The organism is Streptomyces sp. NPDC096132 (assembly GCF_044763345.1).
In the GTDB taxonomy this organism is placed as follows: Bacteria; Actinomycetota; Actinomycetes; order Streptomycetales; family Streptomycetaceae; genus Streptomyces.
Genome location: NZ_JBIWGA010000015.1, coordinates 114,623 through 131,448, shown reverse-complemented (window position 1 = coordinate 131,448; position 16,826 = coordinate 114,623). Strand labels below are relative to the sequence as shown.

General features: G+C 72.6%; 16 protein-coding genes and 1 pseudogene. 11 read left to right on the top strand and 6 right to left on the bottom strand.

The window, feature by feature from the left end; genetic code table 11:
- Positions 1-10: 10 nt before the first annotated feature.
- From ACIRF9_RS31805 to ACIRF9_RS31795, 3 genes are read right to left on the bottom strand one after another with little or no spacing between them, the layout of a single operon-like run.
- A complete protein-coding gene (locus ACIRF9_RS31805) occupies positions 11-856 on the bottom strand; it encodes an EamA family transporter (protein ID WP_403829079.1) in 846 nt (281 codons plus the stop codon).
- Positions 853-1,347 (bottom strand): YbaK/EbsC family protein, encoded by a 495-nt coding sequence (locus ACIRF9_RS31800; protein ID WP_403829077.1) that lies wholly within the window; start codon positions 1,345-1,347, stop codon positions 853-855. The genes ACIRF9_RS31805 and ACIRF9_RS31800 overlap by 4 nt, the downstream gene beginning before the upstream one ends.
- A gap of 48 nt (positions 1,348-1,395) precedes the next feature.
- Positions 1,396-1,797, bottom strand: coding sequence for a winged helix-turn-helix transcriptional regulator (locus ACIRF9_RS31795; protein ID WP_403829074.1), 402 nt, complete (start codon positions 1,795-1,797; stop codon positions 1,396-1,398).
- A 109-nt stretch (positions 1,798-1,906) separates the two neighbouring features.
- On the opposite strand from ACIRF9_RS31795, the gene ACIRF9_RS31790 reads away from it, so the two are divergent.
- Positions 1,907-2,314 (top strand): RidA family protein, encoded by a 408-nt coding sequence (locus ACIRF9_RS31790; RefSeq protein ID WP_403829072.1) that lies wholly within the window; start codon positions 1,907-1,909, stop codon positions 2,312-2,314.
- 15 nt (positions 2,315-2,329) lie between these two features.
- On the opposite strand, the gene ACIRF9_RS31785 is transcribed toward ACIRF9_RS31790, so the two are convergent.
- Together ACIRF9_RS31785 and ACIRF9_RS31780 are read right to left on the bottom strand one after the other, a co-directional pair.
- Positions 2,330-3,178 (bottom strand): YwqG family protein, encoded by an 849-nt coding sequence (locus ACIRF9_RS31785; protein WP_403829070.1) that lies wholly within the window; start codon positions 3,176-3,178, stop codon positions 2,330-2,332.
- A 5-nt stretch (positions 3,179-3,183) separates the two neighbouring features.
- Positions 3,184-4,968 carry a dolichyl-phosphate-mannose--protein mannosyltransferase gene (locus tag ACIRF9_RS31780; RefSeq protein ID WP_403829067.1) on the bottom strand — a complete coding sequence of 595 codons (1,785 nt, stop codon included), beginning with the start codon at positions 4,966-4,968 and terminating at the stop codon, positions 3,184-3,186.
- 94 nt (positions 4,969-5,062) lie between these two features.
- On the opposite strand from ACIRF9_RS31780, the gene rsmI reads away from it, so the two are divergent.
- From rsmI to ACIRF9_RS31740, 8 genes are all read left to right on the top strand, one after another.
- The gene (gene rsmI / locus ACIRF9_RS31775; protein WP_403829065.1) at positions 5,063-5,935 is read left to right on the top strand and encodes a 16S rRNA (cytidine(1402)-2'-O)-methyltransferase; all 873 of its coding nucleotides are present in this window, start codon (positions 5,063-5,065) and stop codon (positions 5,933-5,935) included.
- Between the two features lie 278 nt (positions 5,936-6,213).
- Positions 6,214-6,633, top strand: coding sequence for a hypothetical protein (locus tag ACIRF9_RS31770; protein WP_403829062.1), 420 nt, complete (start codon positions 6,214-6,216; stop codon positions 6,631-6,633).
- 76 nt (positions 6,634-6,709) lie between these two features.
- The gene (locus ACIRF9_RS31765) at positions 6,710-7,609 is read left to right on the top strand and encodes a TatD family hydrolase (protein WP_403829059.1); all 900 of its coding nucleotides are present in this window, start codon (positions 6,710-6,712) and stop codon (positions 7,607-7,609) included.
- Positions 7,610-7,818: 209 nt separating this feature from the next.
- Complete coding sequence (locus tag ACIRF9_RS31760; RefSeq protein WP_403829056.1) at positions 7,819-9,177, top strand: ubiquitin-like domain-containing protein; 1,359 nt, start codon at positions 7,819-7,821, stop codon at positions 9,175-9,177.
- A gap of 26 nt (positions 9,178-9,203) precedes the next feature.
- Complete coding sequence (gene rsmA / locus ACIRF9_RS31755; RefSeq protein ID WP_403829053.1) at positions 9,204-10,082, top strand: 16S rRNA (adenine(1518)-N(6)/adenine(1519)-N(6))-dimethyltransferase RsmA; 879 nt, start codon at positions 9,204-9,206, stop codon at positions 10,080-10,082.
- Positions 10,079-10,981 carry a 4-(cytidine 5'-diphospho)-2-C-methyl-D-erythritol kinase gene (locus ACIRF9_RS31750; RefSeq protein WP_403829050.1) on the top strand — a complete coding sequence of 301 codons (903 nt, stop codon included), beginning with the start codon at positions 10,079-10,081 and terminating at the stop codon, positions 10,979-10,981. Before rsmA ends, ACIRF9_RS31750 begins: the two co-directional genes overlap by 4 nt.
- 377 nt (positions 10,982-11,358) lie before the next feature.
- Entirely contained in the window at positions 11,359-12,489 is a 1,131-nt protein-coding gene (locus ACIRF9_RS31745; protein WP_403829048.1) for a sensor histidine kinase, read from the top strand.
- Positions 12,490-12,542: 53 nt separating this feature from the next.
- Entirely contained in the window at positions 12,543-12,674 is a 132-nt protein-coding gene (locus tag ACIRF9_RS31740) for a hypothetical protein (RefSeq protein WP_403829046.1), read from the top strand.
- Here ACIRF9_RS31740 and ACIRF9_RS31735 read toward each other — a convergent pair.
- Positions 12,644-12,827, bottom strand: a pseudogene (locus ACIRF9_RS31735) (S8 family peptidase); the annotation flags it as partial. The gene ACIRF9_RS31740 and the pseudogene ACIRF9_RS31735 sit on opposite strands and share 31 nt — an antisense overlap.
- Before the next feature lie 217 nt (positions 12,828-13,044).
- Between ACIRF9_RS31735 and ACIRF9_RS31730 the strand changes: the two are divergent.
- Positions 13,045-14,853, top strand: a complete 1,809-nt coding sequence (locus ACIRF9_RS31730) for an ABC-F family ATP-binding cassette domain-containing protein (protein WP_403829043.1) — start codon at positions 13,045-13,047, stop codon at positions 14,851-14,853.
- Positions 14,854-15,033: 180 nt separating this feature from the next.
- Positions 15,034-16,776 (top strand): PQQ-binding-like beta-propeller repeat protein, encoded by a 1,743-nt coding sequence (locus ACIRF9_RS31725; protein WP_403829041.1) that lies wholly within the window; start codon positions 15,034-15,036, stop codon positions 16,774-16,776.
- The last annotated feature ends 50 nt before the right edge of the window (positions 16,777-16,826 follow it).

The window sequence follows — 16,826 nt, the reverse complement described above, 5'->3', positions numbered from 1 at the left end:
CCGCCGCCGGTTACCCCGCGTGCAGCATCAGTCCGATGCCGAGCACGAGCAGCGCGGCCGCGGCGATGCGCGGGGCACCGAAGTGTTCCTTGAAGAAGAGGGCGCCGATCGCCGCTCCGACGAGGATCGACGACTCGCGCAGCGCGGCGATGGGGGCCAGTTCGGCTCGGGTCTGGGCCCACAGGACCAGGGCGTACGCGGCGACGGACAGGGCGGCGCCGAGGAGGCCGAGGGTGACGAACGGGCGCAGGACGGCGACGGTCCCGCCGCGCCAGCGGGTGAGGGCGTACGCGGGGATCGCCACCCCCTGAAGGGCAATCAGCCAGGCGATGTAGCCGAGGGAGGAGCCGGAGGCGCGGACGCCGAGGCCGTCGACGACCGTGTACGCGGCGATGGTCAGGCCGGTCGCCAGCGCGGCGCCGATCGCCGCCCAGTTCGGCCGCCGCCCGCGCAGCCCCCACAGGGCGACGCCGGTCAGGCCCGCGCAGGACAGCGCGACGCCGGCGGCGGCCCAGCCGTCGGGCACCTCGTGCGCGAACACGGCGGCGAGGACGGTGACGACGAGGGGCGCCGAGCCGCGGGCGATGGGGTAGGCCTGACCGAAGTCGCCCAGCCGGAAGGACCGCATCAGCAGCGACTGGTACGCGATGTGGATGACGGCGGACAGGAGCAGGTACGGCCAGGCCGCGGCCGCCGGGAAGGCGGTGAACGGCGCCAGGGCCAGCCCGATGAGCATCCCGCCGCCGGCGATCAGCGTGAAGCCGACGAGCTTGTCGGTGATCCGGTGGGCGATGGCGTTCCAACTGGCATGGGTGACCGCGGCGAGCAGGACCGCCGCGGTCACCAGTGGCGTCACGAGGTGCGCTCGCGCACGTCCACGAGGGTGGCAGAGGCGTGTTCGACGAGGGCGTCGGGGGCCATCGGGAAGACGGCGTGCGGGTTCCCGGCGGCGGCCCACACGACGTCGTGCGCGAGCAGGCTCCGGTCGGCGAGGACACGCGTGCGCGTACGGTGCCCGAACGGCGGCACGCCCCCGATGGCGTACCCGGTCGTCTCCCGTACGACGTCGGCGGCGGCCCGGGTCACCTTCCGCGCCCCGAGTTCCTTCCGCACCAGCTCCACGTCGACGCGTGACGCCCCGTCCATCAGCACCAGCACCGGCTCCCCGTCCGCCGCGAAGATCAGTGACTTGCAGATCTGGCTCAGCTCGCACCCGATCGCGGCGGCCGCCTCGGCGGCGGTGCGGGTCGCGTCCGGGAAGCGGCGGATGCGGGAGTGCAGGTCGTCGAGCCCGAGGTCGTGGAGGGCCTCGGCGAAACGGGGATGGGCGCCGGCTGCGGTCGTCATGGACGGCACGCTAGCGGTAGCTGTACGGGCCACGCGACGGAGTTACGGTCACTCGGGCGCGGGCGCGGGCGCGTCGAAGCGGCGGCGGGAGTCCTCGATGTGACGGACGTACCGGTGGGTCCACGCGCACATTCCGTCGACCGTGGCCCGCAGTCCCAGGCCCGGCTCGGTCAGCGTGTACTCGACGCGCGGCGGCACGGTGGGGTGCACCTTTCTCTCGACCAGGCCGTTGCGTTCCAGCATGCGCAGGTTCTGGGTGAGCATCTTGTGGCTGACCCCCTCCACCTCGTTGCGCAACTCGCTGAAGCGCAGGGTGCGTTCACCGAGGGCCTCGATGATCAGGAGCGCCCACTTGTTGGCGACGTCCGAGAAGATCTCGCGCCCCAGGGAGTCCGCGCGCCTCAGATCCGCCGCTTCCTCGGGCGAGCCCGTGTACTGCTTGGTCACCATCAGGTTCCCCAGTCACCGAAAAGTGCGTTCTTCCATGTCAGCGGCCACTCTCCTACGGTTCCCCGGTAACCACAAGAGAGCACGGAAGCGCACGGAAGGCAGGCCCCCCATGTCCGTCACCCTGATGAACCCCAGCGGATTGCCGAAGATCGACGCCTACCGGCAGGTGTCCGTCGGGACGGGTTCGCGGCTGGTCTCCGTCGCCGGGCAGGTCGCCTGGGACGCCGAGGGCGTCACGGTCGGCGAGGGCGACCTCGCCGCCCAGGTCGAGCAGTGCTACGTCAACGTCGGCACCGCCCTGTCCGGGGCCGGCGCCTCCTTCGACGACGTCACGAGGCTGACCGTCTACGTCGTCGACTGGACGCCGGAGAAGATGCCGCAGTTCCTGGAGGGCGCGGCCCGCGCGTTCGCCCGGCTGGGCGTCACGCCGACACCGCCGGCCACGCTGTTGGGCGTCGCGGCCCTGCACATCCCCGAGCACCTGGTCGAGATCGAGGCGACGGCGATCCTCGACTGAGCAATCGGACAGGCCCTAGCACTGCACGGTGAGCCGGGCCCGGTCGAAGCGGTGGGTGGCGAGGTCCTCCGGGCGGATGAGCCAGTAGAGGGTGCCCGCGTCGCCCCACGTCATATGCGCGTCGCTGTCGCTGTCGAACTGGGCCAGCAGGACCCAGCGTTCGGCCTCCCGGTCCAGGGGCTCGTCGCCCCAGGTGCCGGAGCCGCCGAGTTCGGCGTTCGCGATCTCGTACTCCACCGGGCCCTGGACGGGCACGGCGTGGCCGCCGATCTGGTGGCCGACGCGGGTGCGCAGGCGTCCGAAGGCGCGGAGGAACGGCTTGAGTTCGGACGGGGTTTCGCGGGGGTGCGGCCAGAGCCGGCCCTCGCCGAGCAGGGCCTGCCGGGCCCGGGGCAGCCACAGGTCGGGTGCGCTCTGCTCCGGCTCCGCGGTGAGCTCCACGCGGGGGAACACGTCCACGTCCGGGGGCGCGTCCGTCACGAGGACCGGGGTGTCCTCCGGGATGTACAGCACCCTGGCCCCGGCCTCCGCGTCACGGCCGCCCACGACGGCGTCCTCGTCGCCCTGACCGTCGTAGCGGAAGAAGAGCAGGGTTCCGTCCTGGGGGAACCGCTCGCTGACGCCCTTGCGCGGCAACTGCGCACACCGCACCGAGGCGACGAAGGCGAGCGGCCCGTGACCGGGCCGGGCGGGCCAACCGACCCCTTCCGGAAGTGCCGGGCGCCCGCCGAGCGTGGCCGCCGCCCGCTCGCCGTCGGCGGCCCGCCGCAGGCGTACGCACGGGCGCAGGAGCTCCGTCCAGCGCCGGGCGAGATCCCCGGGAAGGTGCTCGGCGGCAAGCCGGGCGTACCGCTCGTCGGGCATGGGCGCTAGACCCACGTGTCGATCCACATCCGCGACCGCCAGTTGTCGATCGGGATGGAGGTGCCGGTGAACAGGGGCCAGAAATAGATGAAGTTCCAGGCGATGAGCAGCACCAGGACGCCCGCTCCGGTCGCCCCCGCCACGCGCCGGGTGTCGCTGGAGCCCGGTGGGCCGACCATCGCGCCGATCATCATCGCCACCGCGAGGCACAGGAACGGCAGGAAGACGACGGCGTAGAAGAGGAAGATCGTGCGCTCCTGGTACATGAACCAGGGGAGGTAGCCGGCCGCGATGCCGCAGGCGATCGCGCCCGCGCGCCAGTCGCGGCGGAACAGCCAGCGCCACAGGATGTACAGCAGGGCGAAGCAGGCCGCCCACCACAGCAGCGGGGTGCCGATGGCCAGGACCTCGCGGGCGCACTTCTCGCCCGCGTCTGTGGGGCAGCCGTCCACGCCGGGCGAGGGGGACTCGTAGAAGTACGAGACCGGGCGGCCCAGGACCAGCCAGCTCCACGGGTTCGACTGGTAGTTGTGCGGCGAGGTGAGGTGGGTGTGGAACTCGTACACCTCGTGCTCGTAGTGCCACAGGCTGCGCAGCCAGTCCGGGAACAGCCAGGTCCAGTGGCCGCCCTTGCCGTCGGTGGCCGCCCAGTTGCGGTAGTAGCCGCCCGAGCCGTCGGCGGGCGAGAGGATCCAGCCGGTCCAGGACACGAGGTAGGTGACGAGCATGACCGGGACCGTGGCCAGGAACGTCAGGCCCGTGTCGCGCTTCAGGACCGCCGCGTACGGGTGGCGGGCGCCGGCCACCTTGCGGGAACCGACGTCCCACAGCAGCGTCATCAGGAGGAACGCGGCCGTGATGTACAGCGCGTTCCACTTGGTGCCGATGGCCAGGCCCAGCATCAGGCCCGCCACCCAGCGCCAGGGACGCAGGCCCAGGCTCGCGGTCTCCGCGATGTGGGCGTCCGGGCGGACCCGGCCGTCCACGTCGACCGGGAGCGCCGCGGCCAGCCGTTCGCGCGCCTTGTCGCGGTCGATGACCAGCGCGCCGAACGCCGCCAGCACGAAGAACATCAGCACCCCGTCGAGCAGCGCGGTGCGGCTCATCACGAAGGCCAGGCCGTCCACCGCCATCAGCGCGCCCGCGAGGCAGCCGAGGAACGTGGAGCGGAAGATCCGGCGGCCGATCCGGCACAGCATCAGGACCGCCAGGGTGCCCAGCAGGGCGGTCATGAAGCGCCAGCCGAGCGGGTTGAACCCGAACATCAGCTCGCCCAGCCCGATCACGTACTTCCCGACCGGCGGATGCACGACGTACGCCGCGTCCGTCGGGATGGGGACGTGACCGCCCGAGGAGAGGATGGCGTCGTTGGCGGTCTTGTCCCAGTTGACCTCGAACCCGCGGTGGACGAGAGCCCACGCGTCCTTCGCGTAGTACGTCTCGTCGAATATCACCTTCCTCGGCTTGTTCACGTTCCAGAACCGGATCGCGCCCGCCAGCAACATCACCGTCAGCGGGCCGCCCCAGGCAGACCAGCGCACGAATCGGTCGCCCCATGCCGGCGTCTGGCCGATCACCTGCCAGATCCGCTCGCCGGGCCGCGCGTACGGCGGCACCAGCCGTTCGCGGACGTCGCCCGCGGGCTCCGCCGTGTAGCCGAATCGGCGCAGCCGCTGCTGCCACGACGACGGCCGCCGGTCGGGCGCCTCGTCGGGCATGTCGTGGGCTGTCGGTGCGGGCCGGTGGTCAGTGGAGCCCGTGGAGTCCATGGAGGACGCGGTACTGGTCACCGCGCCATCGTAGGGAACAGGTCTGTGTGAGTCCCGTGCATGGGCCCTACTCGGCCGTTCATGCCGGGCTTGTGACGCCTGCGAGGATGGACGCGTGACAGACACGCCAGCCACCACGCCCGGACTCCTCGTTCTCGCCGGTACGCCCATCGGTGACGTCTCCGACGCCCCACCGCGGCTCGCGGAGGAGCTGGCCGGGGCCGATGTCGTCGCCGCCGAGGACACCCGCAGGCTGCGCCGGCTGACCCAGGCGCTGGGGGTGACGCCCAAGGGGCGTGTCGTGTCGTACTTCGAGGGCAACGAGTCCGCCCGTACGCCCGAGCTCGTGGCAGAGCTGCTCGACGGCGCGCGGGTGCTGCTCGTCACGGACGCGGGCATGCCGTCGGTCTCCGACCCCGGGTACCGGCTGGTCGCGGCCGCGGTGGAGCAGGACATCCGGGTCACCGCGGTGCCCGGGCCGTCCGCCGTGCTCACCGCGCTCGCGCTGTCCGGGCTGCCCGTCGACCGCTTCTGCTTCGAGGGCTTCCTGCCGCGGAAGACGGGGGAGCGGCTGTCGCGGCTGCGGGAGGTCGCCGAGGAGCGCCGCACCCTCGTGTACTTCGAGGCCCCGCACCGGCTCGACGACACGCTCGCCGCGATGGCCGAGGTGTTCGGCGCGGACCGGCGCGCCGCCGTCTGCCGTGAGCTGACCAAGACGTACGAGGAGGTCCGGCGCGGCCCGCTCGGCGAGCTGGCCCAGTGGGCGGCGGAGGGCGTGCGCGGCGAGATCACCGTCGTCGTCTCCGGCGCGCCCGAGCGCGGACCCGAGGAGCTCGACGCGGCGGAACTGGTGCGGCGGGTCCGCGTGCGCGAGGAGGCCGGCGAGCGCCGCAAGGAGGCGATCGCGGCGGTCGCGGCGGAGGCGGGGCTGCCGAAGAGGGAGGTCTTCGACGCGGTGGTGGCGGCGAAGAACGCCGGGGGAATGTGAGGCTCCCGAGGGTGTCGTGAAGGGGCTCACAGGAGTGTCGTGAATCCGCTCACACCCCCTCTGAGCAGGGCGCATGCCGTTTGAGCGTGCGCCCCATGTGCGGGCAAAGAGCGGTCGTGGAAGGCAAAGCGAAACCCCCCTGCGCGAGCCCGCTACGGCAAGGAAACTCCAAATCGGCTCCAACACTCGACAGGGCCGGTGCATCGGCTCCGCCGCAGGCGTCCACTGGGTGCAGGGACACACAACCGTCCCTCGTCCAGCGGACAAGAGGAGCTGCCATGAGCGAGATCACAGGGCAGACCACCGGCCTGCGCAACGCGGCCACCCCCGTCGTGCACGAGTCGTACTCGTTCGCCTGCATGCGCTGCGGGCACGGCTGGGAGCAGTCGTACGCGATAGAGCACCACGTCGACGCCGGCGGCCACGAGTTCGTCCAGTACGTGGCGGACGGGCGGGTCGTGCCGTCGCCGCTGAGCCGCCCCGCGTGCCAGAACTGCGACGGGCACGTCGTGCGCATCATGCGGGCGGGCCAGGTGTCGTCGGTGCTCAGCGCGGCCCGGCGCGAGCGCCCGGTGCCCCAGGCGGGACCGGTGGAGGTGCCCGAGGTGCCGGTGAGCGAGGGGCCCGCGCGGGCCAAGGAACCCCATCACTGGCATCTGTCGGATCTCCTGCACCCCTTCCAGCGCAAGGCGAGCTGAGCGGCCGGATTCCCGCGCGGGCGGGACGGGCACGGGGCCGGCCGGGCGGGGTGTGCTCCTTTCGTAGGATCGGAGCATGTCTTCGAACAGCTCCGGCCGGCTCGGCGAGCAGGGCAAGAACGCCGCGCCGCCCCTGCCGGCCCCCCTCCGGGTGCCGGTCGCCGACTCCCACACCCACCTCGACATGCAGTCCGGCACGGTGGCGGAGGGCCTCGCGAAGGCCGCGTCGGTCGGGGTGACCACGGTCGTCCAGGTGGGCTGCGACATCAAGGGCTCGCGGTGGGCCGCCGAGACGGCCGCCGCGTACGAGAACGTCCACGCGGCCGTGGCACTCCACCCCAACGAGGCCCCGCGGATCGTCCACGGCGACCCCGACGGCTGGTCCCGGCAGGGCGCACGCGAGCCGGGGGGCGCGGCGGCGCTCGACGAGGCGCTCGCCGAGATCGACCGCCTGGCGGCGCTTTCGCACGTCAAGGGCGTGGGCGAGACCGGCCTGGACTACTTCCGCACCGGTCCCGAGGGCAAGGAGGCGCAGGAGCGCTCCTTCCGCGCCCACATCGAGATCGCCAAACGGCACGGCAAGGCCCTGGTCATCCACGACCGCGACGCCCACGCGGACGTCCTGCGCGTGCTGAAGGAGGAGGGCGCCCCCGAGCGCACCGTCTTCCACTGCTACTCCGGCGACGCCGAGATGGCCGAGATCTGCGCCCGCGCCGGCTACTTCATGTCCTTCGCGGGCAACGTCACCTTCAAGAACGCCCAGAACCTGCGCGACGCCCTCGCCGTCGCCCCGCTGGAGCTGGTCCTGGTGGAGACCGACGCCCCCTTCCTGACACCGGCGCCCTACCGCGGCCGGCCCAACGCGCCCTACCTCGTGCCCGTCACGGTGCGTGCCATGGCCGCCGTACGGGGCGTCGACGAGGACACCCTGGCGACGGCGCTGGGCGCCAACACCGCCCGCGCGTTCGACTACTGACCGCCACGACCCGCCACGACCCGCCACGACCCGCCACGACCCGTCGCGACCGGTCGCGACCCGCCGCGAGCCGCCACGGCTCGCCACGGCCCGTCGAGACCTGCGGCGAGCCGTCCGAACACAACTCTGGGTAGCCGCGCCGCTTTGGAGAGTGACGGTTGCTCCGCTAGGTTCTGGGGGCCCGATCCGGACCCCTGGAGCGTGTCGGCGTGAGCAACTCCCAGCAGTACCACGAGCCCTACGGCGGTGGCGGACCGTACGCCGTCGACCTGCACACCGCGGAGACCGTCGCGTACGGCGTCCCCACATCGCCCGAGATGTACGAGGACACCTACCGGCCCGCCTACGAGGCGCCCCCGCCGCCCAAGACGCTCCAGTTGCCGGAGCCGTTGCTGCCGCAGCAGGGCGCACCGGTGCCCCCGGCGGCGGGCGGGCGGGCCGCGCGCCGGCGCAGGGCGCGTTCCGTCGAGCGCCCGGACTCCGCCATGCGCCGCCTGCTGCCGCAGGCCCTCGTCGTCGCGTTCCTGGCCGGCGGCACCACCGCCTTCGTCGCCAAGGACAAGGCGGTGGAGCTGACCGTCGACGGCAAGGAGCGCACCCTGCACACCTTCGCCGACGACGTGACCGAGCTGCTGGCGGAGGAGGGCGTGGCCGTGGGGGCGCACGACGTGGTGGCGCCCGCCCCGGGCACGGCCCTGTCCAGCGGCGACGAGGTCGCGGTGGAGTACGGGCGTCCGGTCCGGCTCACCCTGGACGGACAGCGGCACGAGCTGTGGACGACGGCCCACACCGTGCAGGAGGCGCTCGAACAGCTCGGGGTGCGCGCGCAGGGCGCGTACCTCTCCCTCGCGCGCACCCGGCGCATCGGGCGTGAGGGGCTCGCGCTGGACGTGCGCACCGAGCGGTCCGTGACGGTCATGGCCGACGGCCGTGCCCGCACCATCCGCACCAACGCGGCGACCGTGCGCGAGGCGGTCGAGGAGGCCGGGATCACCCTGCGCGGCCAGGACACCACCTCCGTCGCGCCCGGCAGCTTCCCGCGCGACGGGCAGACGGTCACCGTGCTGCGGATCACCGGCAGCAGGGAGGTGCACGAGGAGCCGATCCCGTTCGACGTGCGCCGCACCGGCGACCCCTCCCTCTTCCGGGGCACGGAGGTCGTGGAGCGGGCCGGACAGCCCGGGCTGCGACGGGTCACGTACTTCCTGCGCACCGTCAACGGCGTGCGGCAGAAGCCGCGGCGGACCAGGACCGAGGTCGTGCGCCGGCCGCGTACCCAGCTGGTGAAGGTCGGCACGAAGCCACTGCCGACGTCCGTGCGGGGCGCCGACGGCCTGGACTGGCGGGGCCTGGCGGCCTGCGAGTCCGGCGGCCGCCCCGACGCGGTCGACCCGTCGGGGACGTACGGCGGGCTGTACCAGTTCGACACCCGCACCTGGCACAGCCTCGGCGGCACCGGCCGCCCCCAGGACGCCCCGGCGGCGGAACAGACGTTGCGCGCGAAGAAGCTGTACGTACGGCGCGGGGCGAGTCCCTGGCCGCACTGCGGGGCGCACCTGCGTTCGTAGCCGGGGCGCCCCCGTACCCTTGTCCCGTGAGCAGCCCCACCCCCGACGCCCTCCTGGGTCCCGCCGACATCCGTGAACTCGCGGCGGTCCTCGGCGTACGTCCCACCAAGCAGCGCGGCCAGAACTTCGTGATCGACGCGAACACGGTCCGCCGTATCGTCCGTACCGCACAGGTGCGCGCCGACGACGTGGTCGTCGAGGTGGGACCGGGCCTCGGATCCCTCACCCTCGCCCTCCTCGAGGTCGCCGAGCGGGTCACGGCCGTCGAGATCGACGACGTCCTCGCCGCCGCCCTGCCCGCGACGATCACCGCGCGCATGCCGGAGCGCGCGGAGCGGTTCGCGCTGGTGCACTCCGACGCGATGCACGTCGCCGAACTGCCGGGCCCCGCCCCGACCGCGCTCGTCGCGAACCTGCCGTACAACGTGGCCGTGCCCGTGCTGCTGCACATGCTCGACACCTTCCCGAGCATCGAGCGCACCCTCGTCATGGTCCAGTCGGAGGTCGCCGACCGCCTCGCCGCCGCGCCCGGCTCGAAGGTGTACGGCGTGCCCTCCGTGAAGGCCAACTGGTACGCCGAGGTCAAGCGGGCCGGTGCGATCGGCCGCAATGTCTTCTGGCCGGCCCCGAACGTGGACAGCGGCCTCGTCTCGCTCACCCGCAGGACCGAGCCGATCAAGACCACGGCGTCGAGGCGCGAGGTCTTCGGCGTCGTCGACGCGGCCTTCGCGCAGCGGCGCAAGACGCTGCGGGCCGCGCTGGCCGGGTGGGCCGGGTCGGCGGCGGCTGCCGAGGCGGCGCTGGTGGCCGCCGGGGTGTCCCCGCAGGCACGCGGGGAGTCGCTCACCGTCGAGGAGTTCGCCCGGATCGCGGAGCACGCCCCGAACAAGGAGAGCGCCGCGTGAGCGTCACCGTGCGTGTGCCCGCCAAGGTCAACGTCCAGCTCGCGGTGGGTGCCGCGCGCGCGGACGGCTTCCACGACCTGGCGAACGTCTTCCTGGCGGTCGGCCTGTACGACGAGGTCACGGTGACCCCGGCCGACGAGCTGCGCGTCACCTGCGAGGGCCCGGACGCCGCCCAGGTCCCCCTGGACCGTACGAACCTGGCCGCCCGCGCCGCGCTCGCGCTGGCCGAGCGGTACGACCGCGACCCCCGCGTCCACCTGCACATCGCGAAGGACATCCCCGTCGCCGGCGGCATGGCGGGCGGCAGCGCGGACGGCGCGGGCGCGCTGCTGGCCTGCGACGCCCTGTGGGGCACGGGCGCGCCGCGTGACGAACTCCTCGACATCTGCGCCGAGCTGGGCAGCGACGTGCCGTTCAGCCTGGTCGGCGGGGCGGCGCTCGGCACCGGGCGCGGCGAGAAGCTGACGCCGCTGGAGGTCGGCGGCACCTTCCACTGGGTGTTCGCGATGGCCGGGCAGGGGCTGTCGACCCCGGCCGTGTTCCGTGAGTTCGACCGGCTCGGCGAGGGACTCGACATCCCCGAGCCCGTCGCCTCCGAGGAACTCCTCGGCGCGCTGGCCGCCGGCGACCCGGACGCGCTCGCCGCCACGGTCTCCAACGACCTCCAGCCCGCCGCGCTCTCCCTCTTCCCCGAGCTGGCGGACACGCTCGACGCGGGCCGCGCGGCGGGCGCGCTCGCGGCGCTGGTCTCCGGTTCCGGTCCGACCACGGCGTACCTCGCCCGCGACACCGCCGCCGCTCGGAAGATCGCGGACGCGCTGCGGACGTCGGGCACGTGCCGGAGCGTGCGCGTGGCGGCGGGGCCCGCGCCCGGCGCGACGGTCGTGGCCGGATCCTGACGGTTGTGCGTATGGCGTGAAGGCTCCGGGGGCGCGGGATGGAGATCGCGTGCGCCCGGTGAAAATACGTCTGACCTGCATAGATATACGAAGGAACTGTTACCTGCGTCACGGTAACTTAATGCTCAACATTAGAGCCCATGGTCCCTTTCGGGCCGGTCTGGGACAGAGCGTGGGGTGGCGTGATCAGCCAACCTCCCGCCCCTGTTGCTCGCACCGGGCGTCGCCGACCTCGACGCCGCCCATCGCGCCGCCTACCGCGAGGTGCTGGACGGCGACGCGTACGCGCGCGTGCGGAAGGTCGAGAACCGGGTGCGCGCCGCGGGCCCGGGGGAGAGGCCGTCTCGGCGTCCGCGCTCGCGGGCTGGGACAAGGCCGTGTCCGGCGTCCTCCAAGGGCTCACCGCGGCCGAGACGGACGCCGGTACGGGGGAGACCGCGAAGGCCGACCCGTTCGGCTGGGACACCCTGGGCGCCTCCGGGGTCGCCGTCGTGCTCGGTCTGGTCGGTGTGCTGCTGTCGCTGCTGGTCTCCGTGCTCGTCGGCCGCGGCCTGATCGTCGAACTGCTCGACCTGCGCAACTCCGCCCTGGAGGTGGCCGGCCGCCGGCTGCCGCAGGCCATGCGCAGGCTGCACGCCGGACAGGGCGTCGACATCGACGCCGAGGCCCCCATGCGCCGCCTCGCCGGCGACGAACTCGCCCAGTTCGGCACCGCCCTGACGGCCGTTCAGCGAGCCGCCCTCAAGGCCGCGTCCGAGCGGGCCGAGCTGCTCAGCGGCATCTCCGGCGTGTACGTCAGCCTCGCCCACCGCAGCCAGGTGCTGCTCCACCGCCAGCTGGACCTCCTCGACACCATGGAGCGCCGCCAGCGGGACCAGGCCGAGCTCGACGACCTCTACCGCGTCGACTACCTCGCCACCCGGATGCGGCGCCACTCCGAGAGCCTGCTGATCCTCTCCGGCATCGCCCCCGGCCGCGGCTGGCGCGACCCGATCCCGCTGGCGGACGTGCTGCGCGCCGCCGTCGCCGAGATCGAGAGCGCCGCGCGCGTGCAGATCTGGGCGGTGCCGAAGGTGTCTCTGGTGGGCGGCTCGGTCGCCGACGTCATCCATCTGCTCGCCGAACTCGTCGAGAGCGCGACCTCGTTCTCCCCGCCCAGCACCAAGGTCCAGCTGCGCGCCGCCCGGCTGCGCGAGGGCGTGCTCGTCGAGATCGAGGACAGCGGCTTCGGCATGAACGAGCAGGCCCTCGGCGAGGCCAACGCCAAGATCCGGTCCGACCGGGTCGACCTCCTGGACGCCAAGCAGATCGGCCTGTTCGTGGTGAACCGGCTGCGCGACCGGCAGGGCCTGCGCGTGGAGCTGCGGCCGTCGCCGAACGGGGGCGTCACCGGAGCCGTCCTCATCCCCGAGGTACTCCTGCGCGACGACATGCCCATCGCCGCGCAGGCGCCGCACGGCCGGGGCCTGGCCCCCGCCTCCGCGCTGATCCCGCGCCAGCGGCAGTAGTCCGCGCGCCGAGGGCGTGGACCGACAGCACGTCACCGCGGTAGGTGTGGACGATGTTGACGTACACGGACAGGTCGCTCGGGGCGCTGCCGCTGATGCCGCTGACGGTGATCGGCGAGTACACGGCCGAGCCGGCGTCCGGGATGGACACGTCGGCCGTGGAGTCGTCGTCGACGGCGTCGTAGTCGTACGAGGCCCGCCCGCCGAAGTCGCTGTGGGTGATCCGTACGCCCGTGTCGATGATGTAGGCGGTGACGCCGCTGCCCCGCGCTGGACGGGTAGGTGTACGACGAGTCGAGCGGCAGGTCGGCCTGGTCGAACCGGTCCAGGCCCCAGGTCGCGCCGTACCGGGTGGCGAGCGCCGTGCCCTTGCCGGAGGCGGCGCGGAAGCCGGCGCTGTCTGTTGCCCTCTCGGAAACGTGCGCGGACGGGTCATGTGGAGGGTGGCCTGTCCCGCGCCCAAGGTGGCCGACCGCCGGGACCAGGCACGTTTGAGGGCACGGCCGCCCGCCCGACTACCCTGGAGGGTCGATCGACCCCCCGGGCAGGAGAGAAATGGCCGTCAACCTGGTCAATGTCGAGAACGTCAGCAAGGTGTACGGCACCCGTACGCTCCTCGACGGCATCTCGCTCGGCGTGTCCGAAGGGGACCGGATCGGCGTCGTCGGCCGCAACGGCGACGGCAAGACCACGCTGATCCGCATGCTCGCCAAGCTGGAGGAGGCCGACACCGGCCGGGTCACCCACTCCGGCGGGCTGCGCATGGGCGTGCTCACCCAGCACGACTCCCTGGACCCCGCCGCGACCGTACGGCACGAGGTCATCCGGGACCTGGCCGACCACGAGTGGGCCGGCAACGCCAAGATCAGGGACGTGCTGACCGGCCTCTTCGGCGGCCTGGACCTGCCCGGCTTCCCCCAGGGCCTGGACACCGTCATCGGACCGCTCTCCGGCGGTGAGCGCCGCCGTATCGCGCTCGCCAAGCTGCTCATCGACGAACAGGACCTGATCGTCCTCGACGAGCCGACGAACCACCTCGACGTCGAGGGCATCGCCTGGCTCGCCCGGCATCTGCAGACCCGCCGCTCCGCGCTCGTCTGCGTCACCCACGACCGCTGGTTCCTCGACCAGGTCTGCACCCGCATGTGGGACGTCCAGCGCGGCGACGTCCACGAGTACGAGGGCGGCTACTCCGACTACGTCTTCGCGCGCGCCGAGCGCGAACGCATCGCCGCGACCGAGGAGGCCAAGCGGCAGAACCTGGTCCGCAAGGAGCTGGCCTGGCTGCGCCGCGGCGCCCCCGCGCGCACGTCCAAGCCGCGCTTCCGGGTGGAGGCCGCCAACGAGCTGATCAAGGACGTGCCGCCGCCGCGGGACAGCAGCGAGCTGATGAAGTTCGCCTCCTCGCGGCTCGGCAGGACCGTCTTCGACCTCGAGGACGTCACCGTCCAGGCCGGCCCGAAGGTGCTGCTCAAGCACGTCACCTGGCATCTCGGCCCCGGCGACCGCATCGGCCTGGTCGGCGTCAACGGCGCCGGCAAGACCTCCCTCCTGCGGGCCATGGCCGAGGCCGCCCGCACCGAGGGCGAGGCACAGCCCGCGGGCGGGCGGGTCACCGTCGGCAAGACCGTGAAGCTCGCCTACCTCTCCCAGGAGGTCGGCGAACTCGACCCGAACCTGCGCGTCCTGGAGGCCGTGCAGCGGGTCCGCGAGCGCGTCGACCTCGGCAAGGGCCGCGAGATGACCGCCGGTCAGCTGTGCGAGACGTTCGGCTTCAACAAGGAGAAGCAGTGGACGCCGGTGGGCGACCTGTCCGGTGGTGAGCGCCGCCGGCTCCAGCTCCTGCGCCTGCTCATGGACGAGCCCAACGTCCTCTTCCTCGACGAGCCCACCAACGACCTCGACATCGAGACCCTCACCCAGCTCGAGGACGTCCTCGACGGCTGGCCCGGCTCGATGATCGTGATCTCCCACGACCGGTTCTTCGTCGAGCGCACCACGGACCGGGTGTTCGCGCTGCTGGGCGACGCCACCCTGCGGATGCTCCCGCGCGGCATCGACGAGTACCTGGAGCGCCGCGCGCGCATGGAGGAGGCCGCGGCCGCCTCCGCCCCGGCCGCCGCGCAGAAGCCGGCCACGACCGAGAAGAGCGCCGCCGACCAGCGCGCCGCCAAGAAGGAACTCCAGCGGATCGAGCGGCAGTTGGACAAGATCTCCGAGCGGGAGACCAAGCTGCACGCCCAGATCGCCGACAACGCCACCGACTTCGCGAAGGTCGCCGAACTCGACGCCGAGCTGCGCGGACTGGCGGGAGAGCGCGAGGACCTGGAACTGCGTTGGCTGGAACTCGCCGAGGACGCATAGCACTTCGGTGCATCCCGGTGGGCGGCGCGTACGCCCCGTGAAGGGGGCGTGAAGGCGCATAACGAGGGCATCACGGGCCGGTCCTCCCTTGGGAACAGGGGCGGATCCGGCCCGCTTCGGCGTCTGCCCCGAGTGATACAAAGGGCTGGCCAAAAATCAGTGACAAGGGGGAACACGCTGATGGCTCAGCCGCCTGATCAGCCGCCGCAGCAGGGTGGTTTCGGAGCACCTCAGATGCCGCCCCAGCCGCCCGCCCGGCCCGGCTACGGCTACCCGCAGCAGCCCGGACCGTACGGCACCCCGGCCGCACCGGGACCGTACGGACAGGCCCCGCAGCCGGGACCGTACGGGCAGCCCGCGCAGCCGGGACCGTACGCCCAGCCGGGTCCGTACGGACAGCCGACCGCCCCCTACGGCCGGCAGCCCGGCTACGGCTACCCGCCCCCGCCACAGTTCCCCGGCGGCCCCGGCACCCCGCCCCCCGGCTCCGGCTCGCGCAACCCCTTCAAGGGGCGCCCCGCGCTGGTCGTGGGCGCCGCCGTCGCCGCGCTGCTGGTGATCGGCGGGGCCGTGTTCGCGGTCACGAACGGCGGTGACGACGACAAGAAGCCGGTCGCCGGGCCGAGCGACGACAAGCCGAACGCGAGCGACAGCGCCGTCAACCCTGGTGACGGCAGCGGCGACGGCGGCTCGGACCCGCAGGACCTCAACGCCGGCCGCAAGGCCGGCGAGGCGAAGGTGCTCTGGTACAAGGAGGCGCCGGACGCCCCCGCCGACGGCGCCGAGGCGCCCGGCATGTGGATCACGTCCAAGGCGGCCGTGAAGGCGGCGTACAAGGAGGTCGTCGCGTACGACGTCGGCGACGGCAAGCCGGCCTGGGACACGATCACGTTCCCGCAGAGGATCTGCTCGGTCACCCAGCAGAAGACCACCGACGACAAGATCGTCGTCGCGTACATGAGCGGCGTCAGCGACCGCGCCCAGTGCAACAAGCTCCAGCAGATCGACCTCACCACCGGCGCCAAGGGCTGGACCGTCGAGGTCCCGGACGGCCAGCTCTTCGACAGCGTGGGCAGCAGCGTCGGGCTGTCGCTCGCGGGCAACACCCTGGTGGTGGGCCGCTCGCAGTCCGGGATCGCGTACGACGTCCGCACCGGCAAGAAGCTGTACGACAAGCAGAAGTACGGCGACGCGTGCTTCCCGAAGGCCTTCGCGGGCGGTGCCCGGCTGGTCATGGTGTCGTCCTGCGCCGCCCTCAAGGCCGACGAGCACGAGGAACTCCAGGAACTGGACCCGGCGACCGGCAAGGTCGAGTGGACCCGGAAGTTCGACAAGGGGTGGTCGGTCGAACGGGCGTACTCCGTCGACCCGCTCGTCGTCTACAGCACCAACGACGACAAGAACACCTGGAACATCTCGACGTTCAAGACGGACGGCACCTTCGGCTCCCAGGTCGCCGTCGACGAGGACTTCGCCCCCGAGTGCGGCTGGTCCCTCTTCGACAGCGACCTCACCGGCTGCCAGGGCACGGCCACCGACGCCGACACCCTCTACCTGCCGACCGACGCGACCACCGGCGCCAACGAGATCGTCGCGATCAACCTGGCCAACGGCAAGGAGAAGTGGCGCGTGAAGTCGCCCACGGACGAGTCGATGGTGCCGCTCAAAACCGAGGGCGGCAAGCTCGTCGCGTACGTCGAGCCGTCGACCGACGCGGGCGGCCGGGTCGTGTCGATCCCGACGGCCGGGTCCGCCCACACGCCGACGACGCTGCTGCAGATGCCCGAGGGCACGATCGAGATCGAGGACGGCTTCTACGACGGCGACCGCGCCTGGGTCGACGACCGTCTCTACCTCTCCTCCACCCAACTGACCGGCGAGGACGACGGCAAGGAGAAGCTGATGCTCGCCTACGGCAAGTGAGCCGGGTGAGCCGGGCGGACCGGCGGCCGCCGTCCACGCCCGGCCGGATC

Excerpts from the sequence above, each read along its gene's own strand:
- ACIRF9_RS31800 (WP_403829077.1), bottom strand. The coding sequence starts at position 1,347 with ATGACGACCGCAGCCGGCGCCCATCCCCGTTTCGCCGAGGCCCTCCAC.
- ACIRF9_RS31795 (WP_403829074.1), bottom strand. The coding sequence starts at position 1,797 with ATGGTGACCAAGCAGTACACGGGCTCGCCCGAGGAAGCGGCGGATCTG.
- ACIRF9_RS31790 (WP_403829072.1), top strand. The coding sequence starts at position 1,907 with ATGTCCGTCACCCTGATGAACCCCAGCGGATTGCCGAAGATCGACGCC.
- ACIRF9_RS31785 (WP_403829070.1), bottom strand. The coding sequence starts at position 3,178 with ATGCCCGACGAGCGGTACGCCCGGCTTGCCGCCGAGCACCTTCCCGGG.
- ACIRF9_RS31770 (WP_403829062.1), top strand. The coding sequence starts at position 6,214 with ATGAGCGAGATCACAGGGCAGACCACCGGCCTGCGCAACGCGGCCACC.
- ACIRF9_RS31765 (WP_403829059.1), top strand. The coding sequence starts at position 6,710 with ATGTCTTCGAACAGCTCCGGCCGGCTCGGCGAGCAGGGCAAGAACGCC.
- ACIRF9_RS31740 (WP_403829046.1), top strand. The coding sequence starts at position 12,543 with ATGTTGACGTACACGGACAGGTCGCTCGGGGCGCTGCCGCTGATGCCG.
- ACIRF9_RS31730 (WP_403829043.1), top strand. The coding sequence starts at position 13,045 with ATGGCCGTCAACCTGGTCAATGTCGAGAACGTCAGCAAGGTGTACGGC.
- ACIRF9_RS31725 (WP_403829041.1), top strand. The coding sequence starts at position 15,034 with ATGGCTCAGCCGCCTGATCAGCCGCCGCAGCAGGGTGGTTTCGGAGCA.